The sequence below is a fragment of the Natronolimnobius baerhuensis genome (assembly GCF_002177135.1).
Lineage (GTDB): Archaea > Halobacteriota > Halobacteria > Halobacteriales > Natrialbaceae > Natronolimnobius > Natronolimnobius baerhuensis.
This window is the reverse complement of record NZ_MWPH01000002.1, coordinates 844,365-862,606: the sequence shown is the minus strand read 5'-3', so window position 1 is coordinate 862,606 and position 18,242 is coordinate 844,365. Positions and strand designations below refer to the sequence as shown.

The 18,242-nt window shown below is 62.2% G+C and carries 22 protein-coding genes; 12 read left to right on the top strand and 10 right to left on the bottom strand.

The genetic code is table 11. The annotated features are described in order from the left end of the window. Nucleotides 1-13: 13 nt before the first annotated feature. The gene (locus B2G88_RS10505) at nt 14-697 is read right to left on the bottom strand and encodes a LysE family translocator (RefSeq protein WP_245835349.1); all 684 of its coding nucleotides are present in this window, start codon (nt 695-697) and stop codon (nt 14-16) included. A gap of 81 nt (nt 698-778) precedes the next feature. Next, nucleotides 779-1,108, bottom strand: a complete 330-nt coding sequence (locus tag B2G88_RS10500) for a hypothetical protein (protein ID WP_054862970.1) — start codon at nt 1,106-1,108, stop codon at nt 779-781. 156 nt (nt 1,109-1,264) lie between these two features. Here B2G88_RS10500 and B2G88_RS10495 point away from each other — a divergent pair, with 156 nt between their 5' ends. Next, nucleotides 1,265-1,954, top strand: a complete 690-nt coding sequence (locus B2G88_RS10495; protein WP_087714730.1) for a TlpA family protein disulfide reductase — start codon at nt 1,265-1,267, stop codon at nt 1,952-1,954. Between the two features lie 26 nt (nt 1,955-1,980). Here B2G88_RS10495 and B2G88_RS10490 read toward each other — a convergent pair whose 3' ends face one another. Beyond that, nucleotides 1,981-4,464 carry a DNA topoisomerase I gene (locus B2G88_RS10490; protein ID WP_087714729.1) on the bottom strand — a complete coding sequence of 828 codons (2,484 nt, stop codon included), beginning with the start codon at nt 4,462-4,464 and terminating at the stop codon, nt 1,981-1,983. Nucleotides 4,465-4,470: 6 nt separating this feature from the next. Beyond that, complete coding sequence (locus B2G88_RS19570) at nt 4,471-4,707, bottom strand: hypothetical protein (RefSeq protein ID WP_176393216.1); 237 nt, start codon at nt 4,705-4,707, stop codon at nt 4,471-4,473. Between the two features lie 35 nt (nt 4,708-4,742). Between B2G88_RS19570 and B2G88_RS10485 the strand changes: the two genes are divergently transcribed. After that, nucleotides 4,743-6,620 (top strand): methyl-accepting chemotaxis protein, encoded by a 1,878-nt coding sequence (locus tag B2G88_RS10485; protein WP_054862967.1) that lies wholly within the window; start codon nt 4,743-4,745, stop codon nt 6,618-6,620. 7 nt (nt 6,621-6,627) lie between these two features. Here the strand turns inward: B2G88_RS10485 and B2G88_RS10480 are convergent, their stop codons facing one another. Both B2G88_RS10480 and B2G88_RS10475 read right to left on the bottom strand, forming a co-directional pair. Then, nucleotides 6,628-8,139 (bottom strand): flippase, encoded by a 1,512-nt coding sequence (locus B2G88_RS10480; protein WP_054862966.1) that lies wholly within the window; start codon nt 8,137-8,139, stop codon nt 6,628-6,630. 111 nt (nt 8,140-8,250) lie between these two features. Next, nucleotides 8,251-8,649 (bottom strand): FxLYD domain-containing protein, encoded by a 399-nt coding sequence (locus B2G88_RS10475; RefSeq protein WP_054862965.1) that lies wholly within the window; start codon nt 8,647-8,649, stop codon nt 8,251-8,253. Between the two features lie 113 nt (nt 8,650-8,762). Between B2G88_RS10475 and B2G88_RS10470 the strand changes: the two genes are divergently transcribed. The 7 genes from B2G88_RS10470 to B2G88_RS10440 all read left to right on the top strand — a co-directional run bounded on the left by B2G88_RS10470 (nt 8,763) and on the right by B2G88_RS10440 (nt 11,844). After that, nucleotides 8,763-9,518: a DUF2103 domain-containing protein gene (locus B2G88_RS10470; RefSeq protein WP_054862964.1), complete on the top strand. Its 756-nt coding sequence runs from the start codon at nt 8,763-8,765 to the stop codon at nt 9,516-9,518. A 106-nt stretch (nt 9,519-9,624) separates the two neighbouring features. Beyond that, nucleotides 9,625-9,825 carry a hypothetical protein gene (locus B2G88_RS10465; RefSeq protein WP_054862963.1) on the top strand — a complete coding sequence of 67 codons (201 nt, stop codon included), beginning with the start codon at nt 9,625-9,627 and terminating at the stop codon, nt 9,823-9,825. A gap of 77 nt (nt 9,826-9,902) precedes the next feature. Then, nucleotides 9,903-10,163 carry an eL43 family ribosomal protein gene (locus B2G88_RS10460; RefSeq protein WP_054862962.1) on the top strand — a complete coding sequence of 87 codons (261 nt, stop codon included), beginning with the start codon at nt 9,903-9,905 and terminating at the stop codon, nt 10,161-10,163. A 21-nt stretch (nt 10,164-10,184) separates the two neighbouring features. Next, nucleotides 10,185-10,319, top strand: coding sequence for a DNA-directed RNA polymerase subunit P (locus tag B2G88_RS10455; RefSeq protein ID WP_054862961.1), 135 nt, complete (start codon nt 10,185-10,187; stop codon nt 10,317-10,319). A gap of 1 nt (nt 10,320) precedes the next feature. Further along, complete coding sequence (locus tag B2G88_RS10450) at nt 10,321-10,575, top strand: KEOPS complex subunit Pcc1 (protein ID WP_054862960.1); 255 nt, start codon at nt 10,321-10,323, stop codon at nt 10,573-10,575. A 108-nt stretch (nt 10,576-10,683) separates the two neighbouring features. Then, nucleotides 10,684-11,349, top strand: coding sequence for a hypothetical protein (locus tag B2G88_RS10445; RefSeq protein ID WP_054862959.1), 666 nt, complete (start codon nt 10,684-10,686; stop codon nt 11,347-11,349). 141 nt (nt 11,350-11,490) lie between these two features. Then, entirely contained in the window at nt 11,491-11,844 is a 354-nt protein-coding gene (locus B2G88_RS10440) for a DsrE family protein (protein WP_087714727.1), read from the top strand. Nucleotides 11,845-12,035: 191 nt separating this feature from the next. Here the strand turns inward: B2G88_RS10440 and B2G88_RS10435 are convergent, their stop codons facing one another. Further along, entirely contained in the window at nt 12,036-12,800 is a 765-nt protein-coding gene (locus B2G88_RS10435; protein WP_087714726.1) for a DUF2797 domain-containing protein, read from the bottom strand. Nucleotides 12,801-13,123: 323 nt separating this feature from the next. Between B2G88_RS10435 and B2G88_RS10430 the strand changes: the two genes are divergently transcribed. From B2G88_RS10430 to B2G88_RS10420, 3 genes are all read left to right on the top strand, one after another. Beyond that, nucleotides 13,124-13,471, top strand: a complete 348-nt coding sequence (locus B2G88_RS10430) for a BsuPI-related putative proteinase inhibitor (RefSeq protein WP_087714725.1) — start codon at nt 13,124-13,126, stop codon at nt 13,469-13,471. Nucleotides 13,472-13,650: 179 nt separating this feature from the next. Continuing rightward, nucleotides 13,651-14,577: a CbiX/SirB N-terminal domain-containing protein gene (locus B2G88_RS10425; protein ID WP_087714724.1), complete on the top strand. Its 927-nt coding sequence runs from the start codon at nt 13,651-13,653 to the stop codon at nt 14,575-14,577. Next, the gene (locus B2G88_RS10420; RefSeq protein WP_087714723.1) at nt 14,574-15,719 is read left to right on the top strand and encodes a DR2241 family protein; all 1,146 of its coding nucleotides are present in this window, start codon (nt 14,574-14,576) and stop codon (nt 15,717-15,719) included. Before B2G88_RS10425 ends, B2G88_RS10420 begins: the two co-directional genes overlap by 4 nt. A 3-nt stretch (nt 15,720-15,722) precedes the next feature. Here B2G88_RS10420 and B2G88_RS10415 read toward each other — a convergent pair whose 3' ends face one another. From B2G88_RS10415 to B2G88_RS10405, 3 genes are all read right to left on the bottom strand, one after another. After that, a complete protein-coding gene (locus tag B2G88_RS10415; protein ID WP_054862957.1) occupies nt 15,723-16,325 on the bottom strand; it encodes a DUF7524 family protein in 603 nt (200 codons plus the stop codon). A 6-nt stretch (nt 16,326-16,331) separates the two neighbouring features. After that, nucleotides 16,332-16,532: a methytransferase partner Trm112 gene (locus B2G88_RS10410; RefSeq protein ID WP_054862956.1), complete on the bottom strand. Its 201-nt coding sequence runs from the start codon at nt 16,530-16,532 to the stop codon at nt 16,332-16,334. Nucleotides 16,533-16,632: 100 nt separating this feature from the next. Then, nucleotides 16,633-18,012: an adenylosuccinate synthase gene (locus B2G88_RS10405; RefSeq protein ID WP_087714722.1), complete on the bottom strand. Its 1,380-nt coding sequence runs from the start codon at nt 18,010-18,012 to the stop codon at nt 16,633-16,635. Nucleotides 18,013-18,242: the final 230 nt, after the last annotated feature.

Genomic DNA, 18,242 nt, shown 5'->3' with positions numbered 1-18,242 from the left:
GAACGTCCGTGCGTTAGAGCAATGAGAGTGCCCCAATGCCAAGAAACACTGCGCCAAAGCCGGCGAGGACGACGGCACTGAGCGCAGCGATCACCGGCGCGAGCGCATCGACGCGGCGGCCGGCAGCGGCCAGTGCAGCCGGGTAGGCGACGATCCAGACCACGATGCCGCCGAAAAAGCCGGCGATCAGCGCGGGTGAGCCCGTCTCGACGACCAGCGTGCCGCTGAGCGAGTCGCCGACCGTGGGAACGTGTGCAAAGACATCGAGCGTCCCCGACTCGAGCAAGCCGACGCCGACGGTGAGCCAGAAACCGATCTGGTAGGGGTTGGTCAGCGAGAGCGCGAACGTTTTGCGAAAGCCCTTCGAGGAGCCGTTGTTCTCGCCGATGAACGAGGAGGCAGACCGCGCATCGTTGATTGCTCCGATAGCGAAATAGAGCATGAGCACACCGCCGACGAGATAGAGCAGCGGGCGAATAACCGGCACGTGATCGATCACGGTGACGACGCCGGCGAGCACCAGGACGAAAAAGAGCACGTCCGCGAGCATCGCGCCGGCACCGGCCCAGAAGCCTGCCAGCCAGCCGCGGATGACGCTCTCCTCGGCGATAATGGCGTTCATCGGCCCTGGTGGAGCCGCGATTGCGAGTCCGAAGACGACCCCCGCAAGGGCTGTTGCGATGAGAGAGGCAGACACGGTTCTCAGCCTCGAGTCCGCACTCAGTGGGCAAAAGGACAGCGACCGCGCGGTCGCGCTCGTCAGCGACAGCGATCCGTCTCAGTTTTCGACCTCGAGATCTGGCTCGAGCTCGAGTCGCCGTCGCTGAGCGCCACGCCACTGCCTGTATCCGTAGTAGCTGATCGAACAGACGATGCCGACGCCGACGACGACCGATAGACACAGGACGGCAACGAGCGGGTCGGCGAGCGCCGCCATCGGCTCCTGTGGGAACCTATCAGCAGCCCGTTGCTGTGCGGGCGAGAGGCCAGTGACGAACACGCGATAGGAAAGATACAGCACGCTTGCGAGCCAGAGGAGGAAGACGCCCTGTGCGAGGAGCCAGCCCACTCGGTGGGTCGGCGGCGTCGGATTCTCGACTTCGGTCATCGACTCACCGTTCGGATCATGTCTCGCGGATGCTCGTCACGACCGGACCGTATGCTTTGTGGATTGCCCGGGGACTCTTTTCGCTGGACGGTGTAGGAGTCGTATGAGCGCGGCCATCCCGTTCCAGAATCACTGTCTGCCTTCGGAGGTGGCGTCGTGAACCGCCGCGAATTGCTCGCTGGCGTCGCAAGCGTCGGCGTCCTCGGCGGGAGCGCCGCCGTGCTCTGGCGCGGACTGTCGTTCGGTGAGGGAGCCGACAGTCCATCCGAGTCAGCGACAGACTCCGCTGAGAACGACAGCGACGGCGACACCACCGACTCGAGCGGCCCGTTCGAACTCGAGACGCTCGAGGCACCCGGAAGCGAGGCGGAGACGCTGACGGTTCCGAACGACGGGCTGACGCTCGCGATGTTCTTTTCGCCCGTCTGTTCGCGCTGTCAGTCGCTCATGCCAAACATGGCCGACGCACAGACACGGCTCAGCGACCAGTACGGCGACGAACTCACCGTCGTCTCGGTCACGGGCCAGCAGTCTCCCGAGCAACTGCGGGAGTGGTGGGTCGACCACGACGGCGACTGGACGCTCGCCTACGATGACGGCCGCGTACTCACGGACCGGTACGACGTTGTCACCCACCCGGTCCTCATGGTTATCGATAGCACCGGCGCCGTCCAGTGGGAATCAGAGGGCGTTCTCGAGGCCGACCGGATCGTCAGCAGCGTCGAGCGCCTGCTCGAGGATGATTCGGCTGCTGACGCTGACGAAGACGCAATCCCGGATGGTAACGACGATGCCGAAGAAACTGACTCAGTGCCCGACGAAAACGAAGACGAGCACGAGCACTGACGACGCCTACAAAAAAGCAGTCCGTCTCAGGCTTCGGCCTGCCAGTTGCGAATCCGGTCCGCGCTGACGCCGTCGACACTCTCGGCGACGGCGTCGGGATCCGCGTCGCTCAGGTCGTTCAGACTCTCGATGCCGGCCGCGACGAGCTTTTCGACAGTTTTCGCGCCGACGCCCTCGAGCGCCTCGAGATCCGAGCCGGAGTCGCTTTCGCGGGCCTGGAACTCCTGGTAGTTACAGATCGGACAGCCAAGTTCCCAGGGCTCGTCGCCGCTGTGGACCAGCAGTTCGGGCAGGTCGTGTTCCTCACACCGGTCGTCGGTGACTTCGATGTCGCCGCGTCGGGGAAGCGGCAGGGAGTACTCGCAGTCGGGATAGCGCGTACAGCCGACGAGTCGGGAGCCGCTCTGGAGCGTTTTGACGGCGAGTTCGCCGTCGTGTTCCTCGCCGCAGTCGGGACAGGAACCCAGAACCGGGCCTTCGCCGGCATCTTCGGCCTTACAGAGCGGACAGCCGTGGACGAACGTCTGGCGGCCCGCGAGCATCTTCACCTCGTTCAGGCCGTGGTCTTCGCACTCGCTCTCGAGAATGAGCGGCTTGCCCGTCGAGGGAAGCGGCAGGGTGTTCTCACAGTCGGGATAGCCATCACAGCCGATGAAGTACGAGCCGTGGCGGCTGTTCCGGACAAGCAGGTCCTCGCCACATTCAGGGCAGGGACCGAGCCGTTTGTCGTCCTTGAGCGACTTGCGGAGGTGGTCGCCGATCTCATCGCGAGAGTCCGCGAGGTTCGCAAAGATTTCTTCTAACATCTCGCGGGACTCGTCGGTCACGTCCTCGAGTCCGGCCTCCCCGCTGGCGATGGCGTCCATGTCGGCCTCGAGTTGGGCCGTCATCCCCTCGCTGACGACGCGGTCCGCGTAGTTCTCGGCGGCGTCGACGACGGCCATCGCGAGCTTGGTCGGCCGCGGCGGATCGCTCTCGATGTAGCCCCGGTCGTACAGTTTCTCGAGGGTGTTGTGTCGCGTCGATTTCGTCCCGATCCCCATGTCCTCCATGGTCTCGATAAGCCGCGACTGGCCGTAGCGCCGCGGCGGCTGGGTCTCTTTGGCCTCGAGTTCGACATCGGTCAACTCAAGTTGCTCACCCTCGTCGACGTCGGGCACGTAGTTCTCGCTGGTGTTGAAGTACGGGTAGACGTCGTGGTAGCCGGCCTCGACGAGGCGCTTGCCGTTTGCCTTGAGCCGGCAGTCCCCGACTTCGGAGACGACTTTGAGGTGTTCCCAGATTGCCGGATCGGCGACAGTCGCGTAGAACCGGCGCACGACCAGTTCGTAGACTTCCCACTCGTCGTCGCTCACGTCGCCGCCGCGTGCGGGGATTTCGCCGGTCGGGTGGATTGGCGGGTGGTCGGTCGTCTCCTCGTCGCCTTCGGTTGGCTCGATTTCCTCGGCCTCGAGGAGGTCCTCGGCTGACTCGCCGAGCGTTGGATGGCCGACGAAGTCGTCGAGCAGTTCCTCGGGGTCGAGATCATCGGGGTAGACGGTGTTGTCGGTTCGCGGGTAGGTGATATAGCCGGCGGTGTAGAGGTCCTCGGCAATCGACATCGCGCGCTGGGCGGAGTAGCCGAGTGAGCTTGCGGCGCGGATGAACTGCGTGGTGTTAAACGGCGTCGGTGGGTCGTCGGTCCGCGTGCGGCGGTTGACGTCGACGACGGTCGCGCAATCGCGCTCGGAGAGCGTCTCGTAGACCGCTTCGGCGGTGGCTTCCTCCCAGACGCGCTCGGCTTCGTTGTCGTCCTCGTCGCGGTAGAAGTACTGGGATTCGAAGCTGGTTTCCTCTTTGTGCAGGTCCGCAAACAGCTCCCAGTAGGATTCGGGATCGAACGCCTGAATCTCGCGCTCGCGGTCGACGATCAGTTTGAGCGTCGGCGACTGCACCCGACCAACGGAGATGAAGTCGTTGCCGAGTTGGCCGGCAGAAAGCGAGAGGAATCGGGTGAGCGCAGCGCCCCAGACGAGGTCGATAATCTGGCGGGCTTCGCCCGCAGCCGCGAGGTCGAAGTCCAGTTCATCGGGATTGTTGAAGGCATCCTGCACCTCGTTTTCCGTGATCGAGGAGAACCGAACTCGGTAGATCGGAACCTCGTCGTTGACCTCGCGGACGATCTCGTAGGCCTCCTTGCCGATGAGTTCGCCCTCGCGGTCGTAGTCTGTCGCAATCGTCGCCGACGTCGCCTTGCGCGCGAGAATCCGCAACGTCGCGACGATGTTCTCTTTGGTCGCTTTTTTCTCGACGCTGGCGTCGATCAGTTCGACCGGTTCGACGTCGCGCCAGTCCGAATACTCGGAGGGGAAATCGACGCCGACGACGTGGCCCGACAGCCCGACGCAGCGCGTGCCACCCCACTCGTAGATGTTGACGCCGTTCTCGCGACTCGAGTCGTACGTCCCACCCGAAAGGATGTCTGCGATCCGTCGTGCGGCGTTTTCCTTCTCGGTGATAATCAGTTCCACGGCGACTCACCCCTGGGAGGGCAGGCCTCCGTCGTCGGTGCTGGCACAGCCGGGACAACCCGACGAGTCAGCGAACGCTTGATTCTCATTGTCGCCGGCTACGGCTGAAATGCTGATAATCCTTTCGCCGAGAAACCGCCCGACAGCGCGGGTGTGCGTGCGCTCGAGCGCGATTGCCCGTCGCGTGCGTCGCGCGATGGTGGCCGCGAATGCGCGATGGTGGCCGCGAATGGCCGAAGTCACAATCACTATACCGACCGGGTAGCGAGGTAGTGCCAATGCCGCCATCCGGCCCGACCCAGTCGCGTCTCGGCCTCCGCCGAGACGTCGACGAGGACGCCTTACTCGAGGGGATCGATCTCGACGCGGACGACATCGCGTGGCGAAAGCAGTTCATCGGCTTCGATGCGGACGACGAAGCCCGACTCGCCGCGCTGACGCCGCTGTTCGACCGCGTCGCCGACGACTTTGCTGGCGAGTTTTACGACCATCTGACTGCGCACGAGGAAACGCAAACTGTCCTCGGCCGCTCTGATCGAACGCTCGTTCAACTCGAGCGCACGCAGGCCGAGTACCTTCGCAGTCTGGGCGAGTACGCCTACGACGAGGGATCAGACCCCGGCTACGGAGTCGACTACGTTCGCCAGCGAGCGGTCATCGGCAAACTCCACAGCATGCTCGACATGCCGGCAAAGCAGTATATCGGCTCGTACATGCAGTATCACGAGCGGCTGCTGTCGGAACTCTTTGCGCAATTTCTCGCGGACATCGAAGACGACCTCGAGCCGGAGACACACGACCGAATCGCAGCGCGGGCCGACGAGACGCTCGAGGATGCCCTGTCCGTGCTTCGCGTGACGAATCTCGATATGCAGGTCGCGATGGATACCTACCTCGAGAGCGAGGCCGAAGCTGTCTGGACGAACGCCTTAGAGGAGATACTCTCGCCCGTCATCGCCATCGATGCGGATGGCGAGATCGTGGTGTTCAACGATGCAATGGCAGAGCTGACTGGCGTCACAGCAGCCGAAGCGACCGAAATGGAACTGTGGGAACTGTTCCGAACCGATGAGAGCCACGGCACGCGAGAAACCGCAATCGAGCGCGCGTTCGCCACTGAAGAACCGATTCGAGAACTCGAACTCGAGGTGCTGACACACGACGGGGAGACCCGGGAAGTGATCTGCTCGAACGCGCCGATGTACGACGATGAGGGAGACCTCATGGGCGCGATTTCGGTCATGCGCGATGTGACCGACCTGCGCCAGACTGAGCGAGAACTTGCTGCCGCCAGACAACAGATATCGACCGAAATCGGCACGCTCGCAACCGAACAGGAGACGACCGCACGGGACATTGCCGAGACGATGGACGACCTCGAGTCGCGAGCGGCGACACAGGTCGAGATGGCAACCGAGATGCAGACAGAACTGCAGGAGTACGGCGCGACGATGGAGGAAGTCGCCGCCAGCGCCGAGGAGGTTGCAAGCGCCGCCGACGAGTCAAAGGAGGTCGCGACGGCAGGCCTCGAGACCAGTGCCGACACCCAGGAGGGCATGGAGGAGGTCGTCAAAACGGTCGACGAACTGATGGAGACCGCGACGACGCTTCGCAACCGGATGAAAGAGATCGACGACATTGTCGACGTGATCAGGGACGTGGCCGATCAGACGAACCTGCTCGCGCTGAACGCGAACATCGAGGCGGCCCACGCGGGCGAGGCGGGCGATGGGTTCGCCGTCGTCGCGAACGAAGTCCAGTCGCTGGCCGAAGAGACCAAAGAACACACCAGCGAGATTACGACTCGAATCGACACGATCCAGAACCAGACCGCACGAACCGTTGCCGCCGCTCAGGAGACCAACGAGCGCGTCAGACGGGCGAATTCGGACATCGAGGACGCCGTCGAGTCCTTCGAAGAGATCGCGTCTGTTGTCGACGAAGCCGCGACAGGCATCGAAGAAATCGCGACGGCGAACGACGAGCAAGTCGACAGCGTCGACGAAATGATCGCCCTCGCCGCGGAGTACGCCGCCCACTCCGAAGCCGCCCTCGAGTCCGCTGAAGAAACGGCGGCTATCGTCGACGACCAACTCGAGACGGCAGCACAGATTCGGGATCGGATCGAGGAGTTCGAGGCGGACCGCGAGCACTAGCGAGCAGTCAGGACCCAATCGGTAACCACTTCTCGAGTGTTGGGCTGAACTCGGCGGCCATGCGTGCGTCATCCTCGGTGAACGCATCCATCGCGATCAGTGAGAGCACGTAGACGCCGATGACGACCACCGGGAGCGCGGCCACGACAAGGAGGTCCGACTCGAGGAGGTAGACGACTGGTGCGCCAGCAACGGTTGCGGGGACGCCACTGACGACGATTTTGGCGAAATCGCGGGTAAAGGGATGGATGCCGTCGAGATAGTATATTTCGGCGAGCGTGAGCAGCCCAACGAGGACGAGTGCGACCGCGGAGCCGATGGCTGCGCCTTCCATGCCGAAGATCGGCACGAGCGTGATCGAGACGATGAAGTTCGCACCGAAGAGGACAATGGTGTTGGCGAAGACAAAGCGGGAGTAGCCCATGCCCTGCAAGAGCGAGCCGTCGGGGCCGCCGAAGGTGACGTTGAACAAGAATGCGCCACACAGGAGGACGACGACGAGGTTGGCTGCGGCGTACTGGGGCGTATAGAGGACGGCGAGGTAGGAACTCGCGCCCAGCGAGAGGATGATGGTAATCGGCAAGGTGATGCCCGCGATCCAGCGGGCCATGATCCGAAACCGCTGTTCGACCAGATCGATATCGTCTCTCGTCTCCGCAATGAGGGGCTTGAACACCGGTGACAGCGAGTTGAAGATGATCATCAACCCGGAGCCGAGCATGTAGCCGACGCGGTAGATGCCCACGTCGTCCGAATCGAGGAAGTACCCGAGCACGAAGTAATCAACATTGCCCATCAGAACGAAGACGACGCTCGTCATCGCCAGCGGCACTGAGTAGGTCACGAGCGGCTTCGGTGCGACCAACTCGAGGTCGGCCGTCAGGAGGGTCCAGGCTTTCGAGACGAAGATGGCTGTGCCGATGGTGATCGCGACGAACAGGCCGATGACGTAGCCGCCGATGAGTCCGAGCAGGCCAAAGCCGGCGAGCAAGAATCCAGCAGTGACGGCGAATCGGACGCTCGGTCGAACCAGATCGCGCATGATGACGCGGTACTGGAGCTTTTTGATGCTGTAGTAAGAGGTGAGCAAGACGTTGTAAATCGCGAGCATCGGAATCGTGACCGACAGCAACAAGAGCGCGATCTGCATCGCGGGCTCCTGAAAGAGATTGCCGATGAAGCCGGAGCCCGCTGCGATGGCGAACGCGACCAGCGAGGACGTCACGAGCACCGTCGCCGTCACCTGGACGATGACGCCCTTTGCCTTCCCGTGTTCGCCCTCGTCGAGGTACTGCGGGACGAAATAGTCGATTGCGAGCGGGAGGCCAAGGTTCGCAAACACTTGCATGAACAGAATAACCGAGGTTGCGAGGACGAACAGCCCGTAGACGGAGGGGCTGACGAACCGCGTCATCAACATGACGATGGCAAAGCCGAAGACGCCGTTGACCACGTTTCCGATAAACGTGATACTGCCCTGGCGTGCAAGCGTCGTCACACCCTCGTCGTGGTCTGTCATGGCCGGATCGTCGTGGTTTCGCCTGTCTCCAGCGACACACGCGTCGTCTCCGTTCGCATCCGCACGTCCCAGCCCACTCGAGTCGGACTACAGAGCCACCACCAGAGCTCGTTAGACACCCGTTGCCGGCTCGAGTTCGTACGTTTCGACCTCGGCCGCTCGCTCACCAAAGTGTGGAAACTCGACTTCGAATGCCCACTCTTCACCCGTCGAGACGTCGTCGTCGACGTTCTCGATGACGCTCTCGAGTTCCTCACCCTCCGCATCGTAGAAGGTCGCCCGGATTTCGACGTAGTACAGCGTTCGCTCGCCGATATTTCTGACGACGCCCCAGACTGTCACTCGCTCGTCGTCGGTTCCGGGATCGTCGCGAACGAGGTCGTCCCAGACGATGTCGACATCACCAGGTTCCGTAATATCCTCGCCGTTATCGTTTGTGACGTACTCGAGACAGCCAGCGCTCGAGACGAGACCCGCTGGCACGAGCGCGAGGAGTCGACGCCGATGCATCGACCATCCGTACGACGGGGCGAGTCTTGAGGGTTCTGGACGACTATGCCGACGGCGGTCACGGCGAGCACCAAAAGCGGGTTTGTTTTACACGCGCGACGAAAACCCCCGCTATGAAGTGTCGCCACTGTGCCTCGCCACTCGAGAAACCCGGAGACTTCTGTCTGGTCTGTCGGGAACGCAACACTGAGGCGGTGGTGCTCGAGGCGGGACGCGACCGGGCGACGCTAACGATGCTTGCAGGTGAGGACGACGAGAACGATCACGGACCACGAGCCGATGCGGACCCTGTCCTCGGTGAGACGACGATCACGACGATGCCGGAAGATGGCGACAACGAGGTTGTCGAACTGCGGAACTTCGCGGGGTTGATCGGCGACGAAATCCGACGCAAGCGACCCGAGGAAGTGTATGCAGGCGGCGAACGAGCAATCATCCGGGCGGTACGAGACGACATTCACCACTCGTTCTATCGCGTCGACGACGAGGAGCCAGTCCAGGCAGTTCTCGAGCGTCGAAGCACGCGCGCACTCGATGTCGTCGAGACGCCACCCGCAGAGAAAATCGGCGGCAGCCACACGACGCTGATCGGGGGGCGCACTGGCATGCGTGCCATCCGTGCCGTCGCTGGCCATCCACACGTCAAGAAGGTTATCCCCGGCCCGATTGACGCGGGCGGGAAGGGTTCACAGTCCGGGATGCGCGCGAAAGTCACCCGCGCAGACAATGGCGGCAACGTTCGCATGCTTTTGCGAGACGGCTCGAGCGTGCAGGAAAATCGCGTCGTGACGACCGCACGCGACCGCGAGATGGGCGAACGCATCCGCGACGATCTCAACGACGTGCTCTCTGAGTCGGACTTTCAGTAGTTCGCTGACGGTGCCGACGCAAGAATTGTCACGAGCCGATGGAAGAGACACTGTCTGCTGGTTGTCCCGCCCTTAGGAGGCTGGCTGTAATGAGATATAATTAGCTATGCTCGAGCGACCAGACGCCGTCCTGGCCGTGATTCCGTTGCTTGCGATCAGTGGAGTCCTCGTTCGCGCAGCCATCACGACGACGGGCATCGCAACGGGACTACTCGCTGCGCCACTTGCGCCAGTTGGCTATCTCGCTGCACTCGCGTTCGTCTTCCGAGAGTTACTGACTGGTCCGGTTGCCAAACAGGCAGCCTAAGCGCCGCTGAGATGGAGCCAGCACCACAGCGACGACTCAACAGGTTTAAGAATCCGCTGACGGTAGATAGCGCTACTATGTCCCAGAAAGGAACTGTTGGGAGCGCAGGCCGCTTTGGCGCACGCTACGGCCGCGTCGCCCGACGCCGTGTCAGCGAGATCGAAGCCGACATGCAGAGCGCAGAAGTCGACGGCGATAGCGTCACACGCGTCGGCACCGGCATCTGGAAGAACGAAGAGACCGGCGAAGTCTTCACCGGCGGTGCCTACCGCCCAGAGACCCCTGCCGGCCGAACCGTCAAGCGCTCGATTCGCGCCGCACTCGGCGAAGACGACTAATTCACGACGCTCTCACTACGCATGAGTTACAAATGCTCCCGCTGTAAACGCGATGTTCAGCTCGATGAGTACGGCGGCGTCCGCTGTCCGTACTGCGGAAACCGCGTCCTCCTGAAAGAACGCAGCCGTGACGTCAAGGAAGTCGGCGTCCAGTAAGGTGTCTTCTCACGACGCGACGCTCGAGTTCGAGTACGAGACTCCTGCTCGCGCCCACCTCGTCGCCGATAGCATCGCCCGCGAAATCGGCGAAATCGACGACGAACGCTCACAGACTACCCTCGAGCGTGCCGACTCGACGATTTGCATTCAGATTACTGCAACTGACGTTATCGCCTTGCGCGCCGCGATGAACACTTGGTCGACCCTGCTCGAGGTCGCAGAGCAGACGGCTGCTATCGGCGAAGCGGTCTGACGCGCCTGTCTTTGCGTCGCGCCAACTCGCTCACTCCTTCTTCCGTAATCGACCCCGGAACACTCAGGCCGAACCCTTCTTTCGAGAGACGCCGGACTGGAACCCGACATGGCTCGAGACGTGACCAGACGCGAGACACTTGCCGGGATCGGCAGCGCCGTCGCAGTTGGTGCCAGCGCTCGCCCCGCGCGCGCTGAAACCGTGACCGAGGCTGACGCGAGTGACATCGTCGAACGCGACCTCGAGACAGAGTATCCGACGTGTGTCTACAAGCGCAACGACGACGGCGAGTGGCGCGTCTCGATGCCGATCAACGTCCACGTTCGCGTGCCCGGGAGCCAGCCGGCGATAGCCGCAATCGAAGCCGAATTTACAGGTCTCACAAATCTCGAGTGGACGCAACTGCTCCCGGATAGTCCAGCGCGAGCGTGGGACGACCGCCGTGAGGAATTGATCGAGCCAGCGCTCTCGGTTCGGCGGCCACGCCTCGGCGACGGCTGGGCACACGTCCACGTCTGGCCCGTCGATGCCGAGCGAGCGGCGATTCATGCCCATCTCGACGTGTTCGACCCCAGTTCGTCGTACCTCCACCGCGGCGACGACTACGACGAGGCCGCTCGAGCGGTGAGCAGGCAGTTCACAGACGAGGCGAGAGCGAGTCTGCAGCCGTCGAATTGGGACCTGCAAACGCCGTACAGTATCGATTATGGTGTCGAGGATGAGCGACTCGAGCAGTGGGGTGAGACGGGTGATCGAAAACTCGAACTCGGCTAACGGTCGTTGGGACTACCCACAGATCGCATATTCAGTACCCCAGTATCGATTGTCAACGGTATTGAGATTCTGTGAACACGTTACCAACGGGACTGTCAATAGGCAACAGACTTATTTAGTATTGGGGCAACTATACAATACATGTCCGACTCAGTAGGCGGTGACGACGTAGAAAAGTTAGGAATCGTACTCGAAACCAGCGACCCCGAACGTGCGTGGAACGCTTTGCGTCTCGGAATCACTGCAGTGGAAGACGGGAAGGATGTCTCTGTGTTTTTGCTTGGTGACGGCGTCGAAGCCGAGGAGATTACGGATGACCAGTTTGATGTGCGAGAGCGAATGGAAGCATTCGCTGAGTCAGGCGGTGAATTGCTGGCGTGTGGAACCTGCTTAGAAATCCGGAATAGTGACGAGAGTGAGATCTGTCCAATCTCAACTATGACTGATCTTCTTGACGTTGTTACGACCGCTGATCAAGTGTTGACTATTGGGTAGAATAGCTACCTGGTCCATCACTACTCATCACAGACCGTCTCTCCCTCCGTCCCACACTTGCACGCTGTATTCCGCGGGGCACTTTCGACATATTTCAGATGCGTATCTGGCGGATTCAGTAACTGCTTCCCCAGCATAAATGCAGTATTTGTACAATATTCTGTCGGATAACAGCATGCTACTCTCCACTGCTACCCGAACGAGCCAAGCGACGACTGCAAACTGCGGTCTGTTGCTCCGTCTGCCAGTTCGTAGCCCACGAGGTCGCGCATATCGACGGCGTAGGTCGTCCCGGCGCGCTCGAGCACAAGCACTCGGCCCTTGACGCCGACGACGGTGCCCGACGCGAGCGTCTCCGCGACCGGCTGTGTCTCGAGGTCGAGTCCATATTCAAATGAGAATCGTTCGAGAACGTCGGTCTCGAGTGACTCGAGCGTTCGCTCCCAGGCCTCGAGATCGACTGGGCTTGCGAGCGAGGCGATTTTCGGGCCGGTTCGCACGCGATCCGTGAGTCGGGTAGCGAGTTCGGCCTCGAGTTCGCGGGCGATACGGCCGTTCGAAACTGTGTGGATGTGGGCCGCGCGGTCGGCTCCCTGCTCGCGGAGACGGGTCTCGAGTCGCCACAGTTTGGTGACGCCGACTTTGAACGTATCGGGGCCGAACGCGGCGATATAGACGGCGTGGTCCTCGTAACAGTCCATCTCGTCTTTCAGGCAAGTGCCGGTACAGCGGGCACAGACCCAAGTACTCGTATGGAATTCACAGTAGGGCGCTGACGGTCTGTCACAGGCGATGTGTTCCTCACCGTCGATGACGCCCGCACAGTGGCGCTCTCCGAGCGTATAGGACAGGCTGGTCCCCGCCTCGAGTGTCTGGCGCTCGAAGCCGTCGTCGTCAGCGGTAGTGAGAACCAGCGCCGACCCGCGACCGCTCGGCTCGTAGCCAACGCATTGCACAGCCGATGTTCGGTCCAGACCGGGATATCGCTACCGGGATACAGTGACGGGTGTAAAAGCGAGCCACGCAAGAATGTGCTCGGCTCCGCCCCGTAGAAATCCATCCAGCGGAGGCGTGGCTCGTCCCTCGAGTGGTTACACGCGATGCGTTGCCCAGCCGTTCACCAGCCTTGCTATCGTCCGGTGACGATTCAGTCTCGGTCAGCTATCTACATAAAATATGTGCATGATAATCTCAGGCATAGATGGCGCGTCTCGAGTACCCGACACACCCGACTGAGCCGCCCCGGAACTGACTTACCGCGGTCCGTTGGACGGATGGTATGACACTCGAGGGAGCACTCGAGACGAGGCGTACGGAAGATGATGGGGCACCCGTCGAGTTTGTGTTCACCATCACGAACACTGGCTCAGAGCCGCTCGAGGTGCAGTTTGCAGATGCCGCGTCGGCCGAGTTTATCGTCTACGATGGGGGGCAGGAGGTCTGGCGTTTTACGGAGGGCCAGGCGTTCATGCAACTGCTCAGTTCGGATCGACTCGAACCCGGAGAATCAGCGACCTACGACGGCGAGTGGCCGGATCCACAGCCAGGCGCATACACTGCCGTTGCACAACTGCGAGCACAAGAAGCCACCTGTGAGGCTCGCGCCGAATTCAGCGTCGAGCACTGACGAAGACGATGAAAACCGTGTCCACGTCTGAACCCGAACCCCAATTTCACTTAGTCTGCAGGCTCAGCAGCCGGCGTTGGCTCGGACTCGAGTGACGGAGGCTCCCCGCTGGTCGCCTCGAGGGCGTCAGATTTGGCGGCGTCAGTGGGTATAAACCGACTGCGTCCGAACGGGGTCGTATGCAGGCGCTGGTCATCGCGGCGCACGGATCGCACCTGAATCCGGATGCTTCGGACCCGACCTATGCTCACGCAGATACCGTCCGCGAGACGGGCGCGTTCGACGAGGTTCGCGAAACGTTCTGGAAGGAAGAACCACACTTTCGCGAGGTCATCCGAACCCTCGAGTCCGAAGAAATCTTTGTCGTCCCGCTGTTTATCAGCGAGGGCTACTTCACCGAGCAGGTGATTCCTCGAGAACTGCGACTCGAGGGCTGGAACCCCGAAAAATGGGATTCAGACGGGACGAGCGCAACGGAGGTAACGCTCGAGGTCGGCGACGCCGAGAAGACGGTCCACTACTGTGGGCCGGTCGGCACCCACGATTCGATGACGGACGTAATCGTCCAGCGCGCTGAGACGGTGACGGGTGATCACGACGTCGGCGAGGGGGTTGGCCTCGCGGTCGTCGGTCACGGGACCGACCGGAACGAAAACTCCGCGAAGGCAATCGAGTACCACACCGAGCGCATCCGCGAGCGCGACCGATTCGACGCGGTCCAGGCACTGTTCATGGACGAGGAGCCCGAGGTCGACGACGTGACGGAGTACTTCGAAACCGACGATATCGTCGTCGTCCCGCTCTTTATCGCCGACGGCTACCATACTCAGGAGGACATTCCCGAAGACATGGGCCTCACTGACGATTACCGACTCGGCTGGGACGTCCCAAGTACGGTCGACGGCCACCGCATCTGGTACGCTGGCGCGGTCGGCACCGAACCCCTCCTCGCGGACGTCCTCCTCGAGCGTGCCTCCGACGCGGGCGCAACGCTTGGTGATGCACTCGAGCGCATTCGGCGGGACACAACGCACAACGACGCCGGAGCGCCCGAGTCCGACTCGAGTCACGCGCGGACAAACGGAAAGCCGGTGACTGACTCATGACTGCCCTCGAAACTGCTGTCGACACACTCCTCGAGCACGCAGACGATGGCCCAGTCGCGTTCGATGGCATTCGACTCGAGTCCGATGGTGAGGAGACCTACACGCTCTCAACGCCGACTATCGAACGCGACGGACTCGAGGCCGCCGTTCTCCGTGACGTACTGACTGGTCTTGACGACCTCGAGCCATACGTTCGCAACTGGTATCACTGGCAGGTACGCACCGGCGGCGAGGGAACTGCTCGCCGTGCGTTCTTGCGGTGGTGTGAGCACGCGCCGCGTTCCACTGATGAGACGCAGGGAGCCGAACCGGGCGATGAGTCGCTCACTCCCCCAGAGCGAGACGCCGCTCTCGAGACTGGCATCGACCGCGAGTGGGGGCAACTGGCGATCACTGCCCGCTTTCTTGACAATGACGACCCGAACGGCGAGCGCGTTTATGACTGCTGGCACGTCGACGACGCCGACACGGCGCTCGAGGAACTCGAGGTGCTCGATGAGCCACGAGACGCGCGCAAGATTGCGACGACCGACGAAGACGGCCGCTATCGCCCGCTCAAGACCGCGCCGACGCTTCGCTCAGGGTGGGCATTCACCGGCCTCTCGGGACAGGAACTGGTCGACACCGTCGGGTTCATCTACCCGGCGACGATTGCCAACTGGCACCGCGAGCAGCGTGGGAATCTGGACGTCGACCACTGGGTCGATACCGCCGCGCGCCAGACCGGCATCTACGACGTGATCGATGAGTTGCCACGCGAGGCACTCAACTGGCTGGCCGAAGCCTGCTGTGTCGACTCACAGTGTCTGCGCCGACGCGAATGGGAGTACGACGCAGGCGACGATCTCGAGCCTGCAGGCGGCGACGGCCCGTTCCCGTGTCGAGAGCCCTGCTCGCTTGTCGTCGCTGCCGCCCGTAAATGGGCGATCCTCGAGTCTGAAACCGAGAAAACGTACGAACTCGAGTTGACGACGAGCGAGTGGAACCAGCTCGCGGATCTCATCGATGCGGTCGCCGACGGCCGGGTTGATGACATCCGCGAAGCCGACGTAAATGACGGCGCAAATCGGTATCGCGCGCGATACCTGCGAGCGAAGCGCTTTGATGACGGCGAACTTGACGCTCGAGAGCGCTCCGAGTAACTCTTAGCTGAGAACCAGTGCCAGCGCCGTGGTCACGCCACCGACGACGACCAGCAAGGCGATCATTGCTGCCGGGCCGCCAATCGTTGCCGCCGTCGAGACGCCGATACCGAGTGCGAGCACACCCAGTGCAGCGAGTGCGAGTGTGCCTGGCTCGAGGCCAACTGCGCTGGCGCGCTCGAGTGCCTGCTCGAGGGGCGACTGCTCAGTCGTTGTCTCGGCTCGCGGCTTCGAAAACGATTCATCGATGTCGACGGTGGCCGGTTTCGGTTTGACGGTCACGTCGATTGTTACTGACTCGGATCCGTAGCCTGTCAGCACCTCGAGTTCGCCCTCGAGTGAGCCGTCGATATCGGTCGCGGCGACCGAGATAGGAACGGTAATCATATCATTGGCCTCGACGTAGTAGTTCGGCCCGTCAATCGAGACGATCTGGGAAAAGCGTCTGTCGCCGTTGAGCCGACAGTGGACGTGTGCAGGGGTGTCATGTCCCTGCAGATGAAGTGCAAACGACCCGCGAGCCTCGAGCGCAGGCATGTCTGTCTCGAGCGTATCGGTGGCCTCGCGGTTGACGTGAACGGTGACCTCGGTCCGAGAGACGGGCACGGTCGATCAGGCCGGGGTTTCCTCGCGCATGTCAGGTGGGAGCAGGTTCGGGATGCCATCCTCGATTGGGTAGCGCTCGCCGCATTCGGTACAGACGAGCGTTCCCGAGACGATTTCCTCATCGTCATCGCCATACTCTGCGTCTTCGAGTTCCAACTCGTGTTTGTCCAGCGGGCAGCGGAGGATCTCCAGCAACGACTCCTTCATACTACGTAGGCTGGCCGCATCCAGCAAAAGGTTTCGGGAACGCGCCGCGTGACGAGTGTGGCGGGCGGCCCGCATGCGGTACTCGGTCGTACTCTTCGCGTTACTCGTATGGATTCTCGACGACGACGGTTTCCTCGCGCCCAGGTCCGACGCCAACCGCATAGATTGGTGCGTCGAGTTCGTCACTGAGGTACTCGAGATACGCGCGTGCGTTCTCGGGGATGGCGTCGTAGCCCTCCGCCGCGACGGCGGCCCAGTCGACTGCCTCCCAGCCGTCGAACGTCCGGAGGTTCGCCTCACAGCGACCCCACTCCTCGGTCGTTGGGGGCATCGCCTCGAGTTCCTCGCCATCGAGGTCGTAGCTGTGGCCGACTTTCACTTCGTCCAGCCCGGCAAGCACGTCGATGTGGTTGACCGCGAGCCCAGTGAAGCCGTTGACGCGCGCGGAGTGGCGCAACATTGGCATGTCGAGCCAGCCGACGCGGCGTGGGCGGCCGGTAACAGTCCCGTACTCGCCGCCTTCCTCGCGGATGTACGTTGCGAGTTCTTCGTTCTCGCCGTCGCCTTGCTCGTCGTAGCCTGGCGTGTCGCCTTCGACGCCGCCGAGTTCGGTCGGGAGCGGGCCGCTGCCGACGCGCGTGAGGTAGGCTTTGACGATACCGATGATTTCGCCATCAGCAATGACGTTCGGGCTCAGGCCCGTGCCGACCGCTGCGCCGCCCGCGGTCGGGTTCGAGGACGTGACGTAGGGATAGTTCCCGTGGTCGATATCGATGATCGTCCCCTGTGCGCCCTCGAACATGACGGTCTTGCCCTCGGCCATCGCCTCCGTGAGGAACGCGCTGGCGTTGACGGTCATGTCCTGCTCGGCGAGACGCTCGCCAATTTCGGCAAACTCCTCGAAGAGTGCATCGACGTCAAACGCCTCCGGATTCTCGAGGTCCGAGACGTCTGCGCCGTAGACATCCTCGATGAGCGCCCGTTTCTGGGGCACGACATACTCGAGACGCTCGCGGAGGACCTCGGGATCGAGCAGGTCGCCCACGCGGACGCCGCGGCGGCCCGCTTTGTCCTCGTAGGTCGGCCCGATGCCCCGCCCAGTCGTCCCGACTTCCTGGTCGTCCTCGCTTTTGACATCCTCCTCGATGCCATCGAGAACGCGGTGGAACGGCAGGATGACGTGGGCGCGTTCGGCGACCCGCACGTCGGGAGAGAGTCCCTTCTCCTCGAGCGTCGAAATTTCGTCGAACAGCGTCCGTGGGTTGATTACACAGCCGTTGCCAAGGACACCGATCTTCCCCCGAACGGCACCCGATGGCACGAGCGAGAGTTTGTACTTTTCGCCATCGTGGACGACGGTATGTCCAGCGTTGTCGCCGCCCTGATAGCGGGCAACGACATCGGCAGCGTCGCCGTAGAGATCGACGACCCCACCCTTACCTTCGTCGCCGAGTTGCGACCCGACGATTGTGACGGTCATAACAGCGGCGGATTCTTGCCGTGTCGATAAACAGATTACGGTATCCCGGCCACTGCAGACATCACCAACACCCACGTAGAGACGGTACACGGTAGCACCACACACTGCAGAGAGACACTCAGTACCGCCCAGATCACACAGTTCTCCCTCGAGCGCGAGTCGATCATCACACAACCCACTCCGAATCGCATGAGGGTACGCCAGTCGTCGGTGCGACCCTCCTCGAACGG

Bases quoted from the DNA above. Each gene is read 5' to 3' on its own strand.
- B2G88_RS10500 (WP_054862970.1), bottom strand. From the start codon at position 1,108: ATGACCGAAGTCGAGAATCCGACGCCGCCGACCCACCGAGTGGGCTGG.
- B2G88_RS10485 (WP_054862967.1), top strand. From the start codon at position 4,743: ATGCCGCCATCCGGCCCGACCCAGTCGCGTCTCGGCCTCCGCCGAGAC.
- B2G88_RS10480 (WP_054862966.1), bottom strand. From the start codon at position 8,139: ATGACAGACCACGACGAGGGTGTGACGACGCTTGCACGCCAGGGCAGT.
- B2G88_RS10475 (WP_054862965.1), bottom strand. From the start codon at position 8,649: ATGCATCGGCGTCGACTCCTCGCGCTCGTGCCAGCGGGTCTCGTCTCG.
- B2G88_RS10470 (WP_054862964.1), top strand. From the start codon at position 8,763: ATGAAGTGTCGCCACTGTGCCTCGCCACTCGAGAAACCCGGAGACTTC.
- B2G88_RS10465 (WP_054862963.1), top strand. From the start codon at position 9,625: ATGCTCGAGCGACCAGACGCCGTCCTGGCCGTGATTCCGTTGCTTGCG.
- B2G88_RS10460 (WP_054862962.1), top strand. From the start codon at position 9,903: ATGTCCCAGAAAGGAACTGTTGGGAGCGCAGGCCGCTTTGGCGCACGC.
- B2G88_RS10455 (WP_054862961.1), top strand. From the start codon at position 10,185: ATGAGTTACAAATGCTCCCGCTGTAAACGCGATGTTCAGCTCGATGAG.
- B2G88_RS10445 (WP_054862959.1), top strand. From the start codon at position 10,684: ATGGCTCGAGACGTGACCAGACGCGAGACACTTGCCGGGATCGGCAGC.
- B2G88_RS10440 (WP_087714727.1), top strand. From the start codon at position 11,491: ATGTCCGACTCAGTAGGCGGTGACGACGTAGAAAAGTTAGGAATCGTA.
- B2G88_RS10430 (WP_087714725.1), top strand. From the start codon at position 13,124: ATGACACTCGAGGGAGCACTCGAGACGAGGCGTACGGAAGATGATGGG.
- B2G88_RS10425 (WP_087714724.1), top strand. From the start codon at position 13,651: ATGCAGGCGCTGGTCATCGCGGCGCACGGATCGCACCTGAATCCGGAT.
- B2G88_RS10420 (WP_087714723.1), top strand. From the start codon at position 14,574: ATGACTGCCCTCGAAACTGCTGTCGACACACTCCTCGAGCACGCAGAC.
- B2G88_RS10410 (WP_054862956.1), bottom strand. From the start codon at position 16,532: ATGAAGGAGTCGTTGCTGGAGATCCTCCGCTGCCCGCTGGACAAACAC.
- B2G88_RS10405 (WP_087714722.1), bottom strand. From the start codon at position 18,012: ATGACCGTCACAATCGTCGGGTCGCAACTCGGCGACGAAGGTAAGGGT.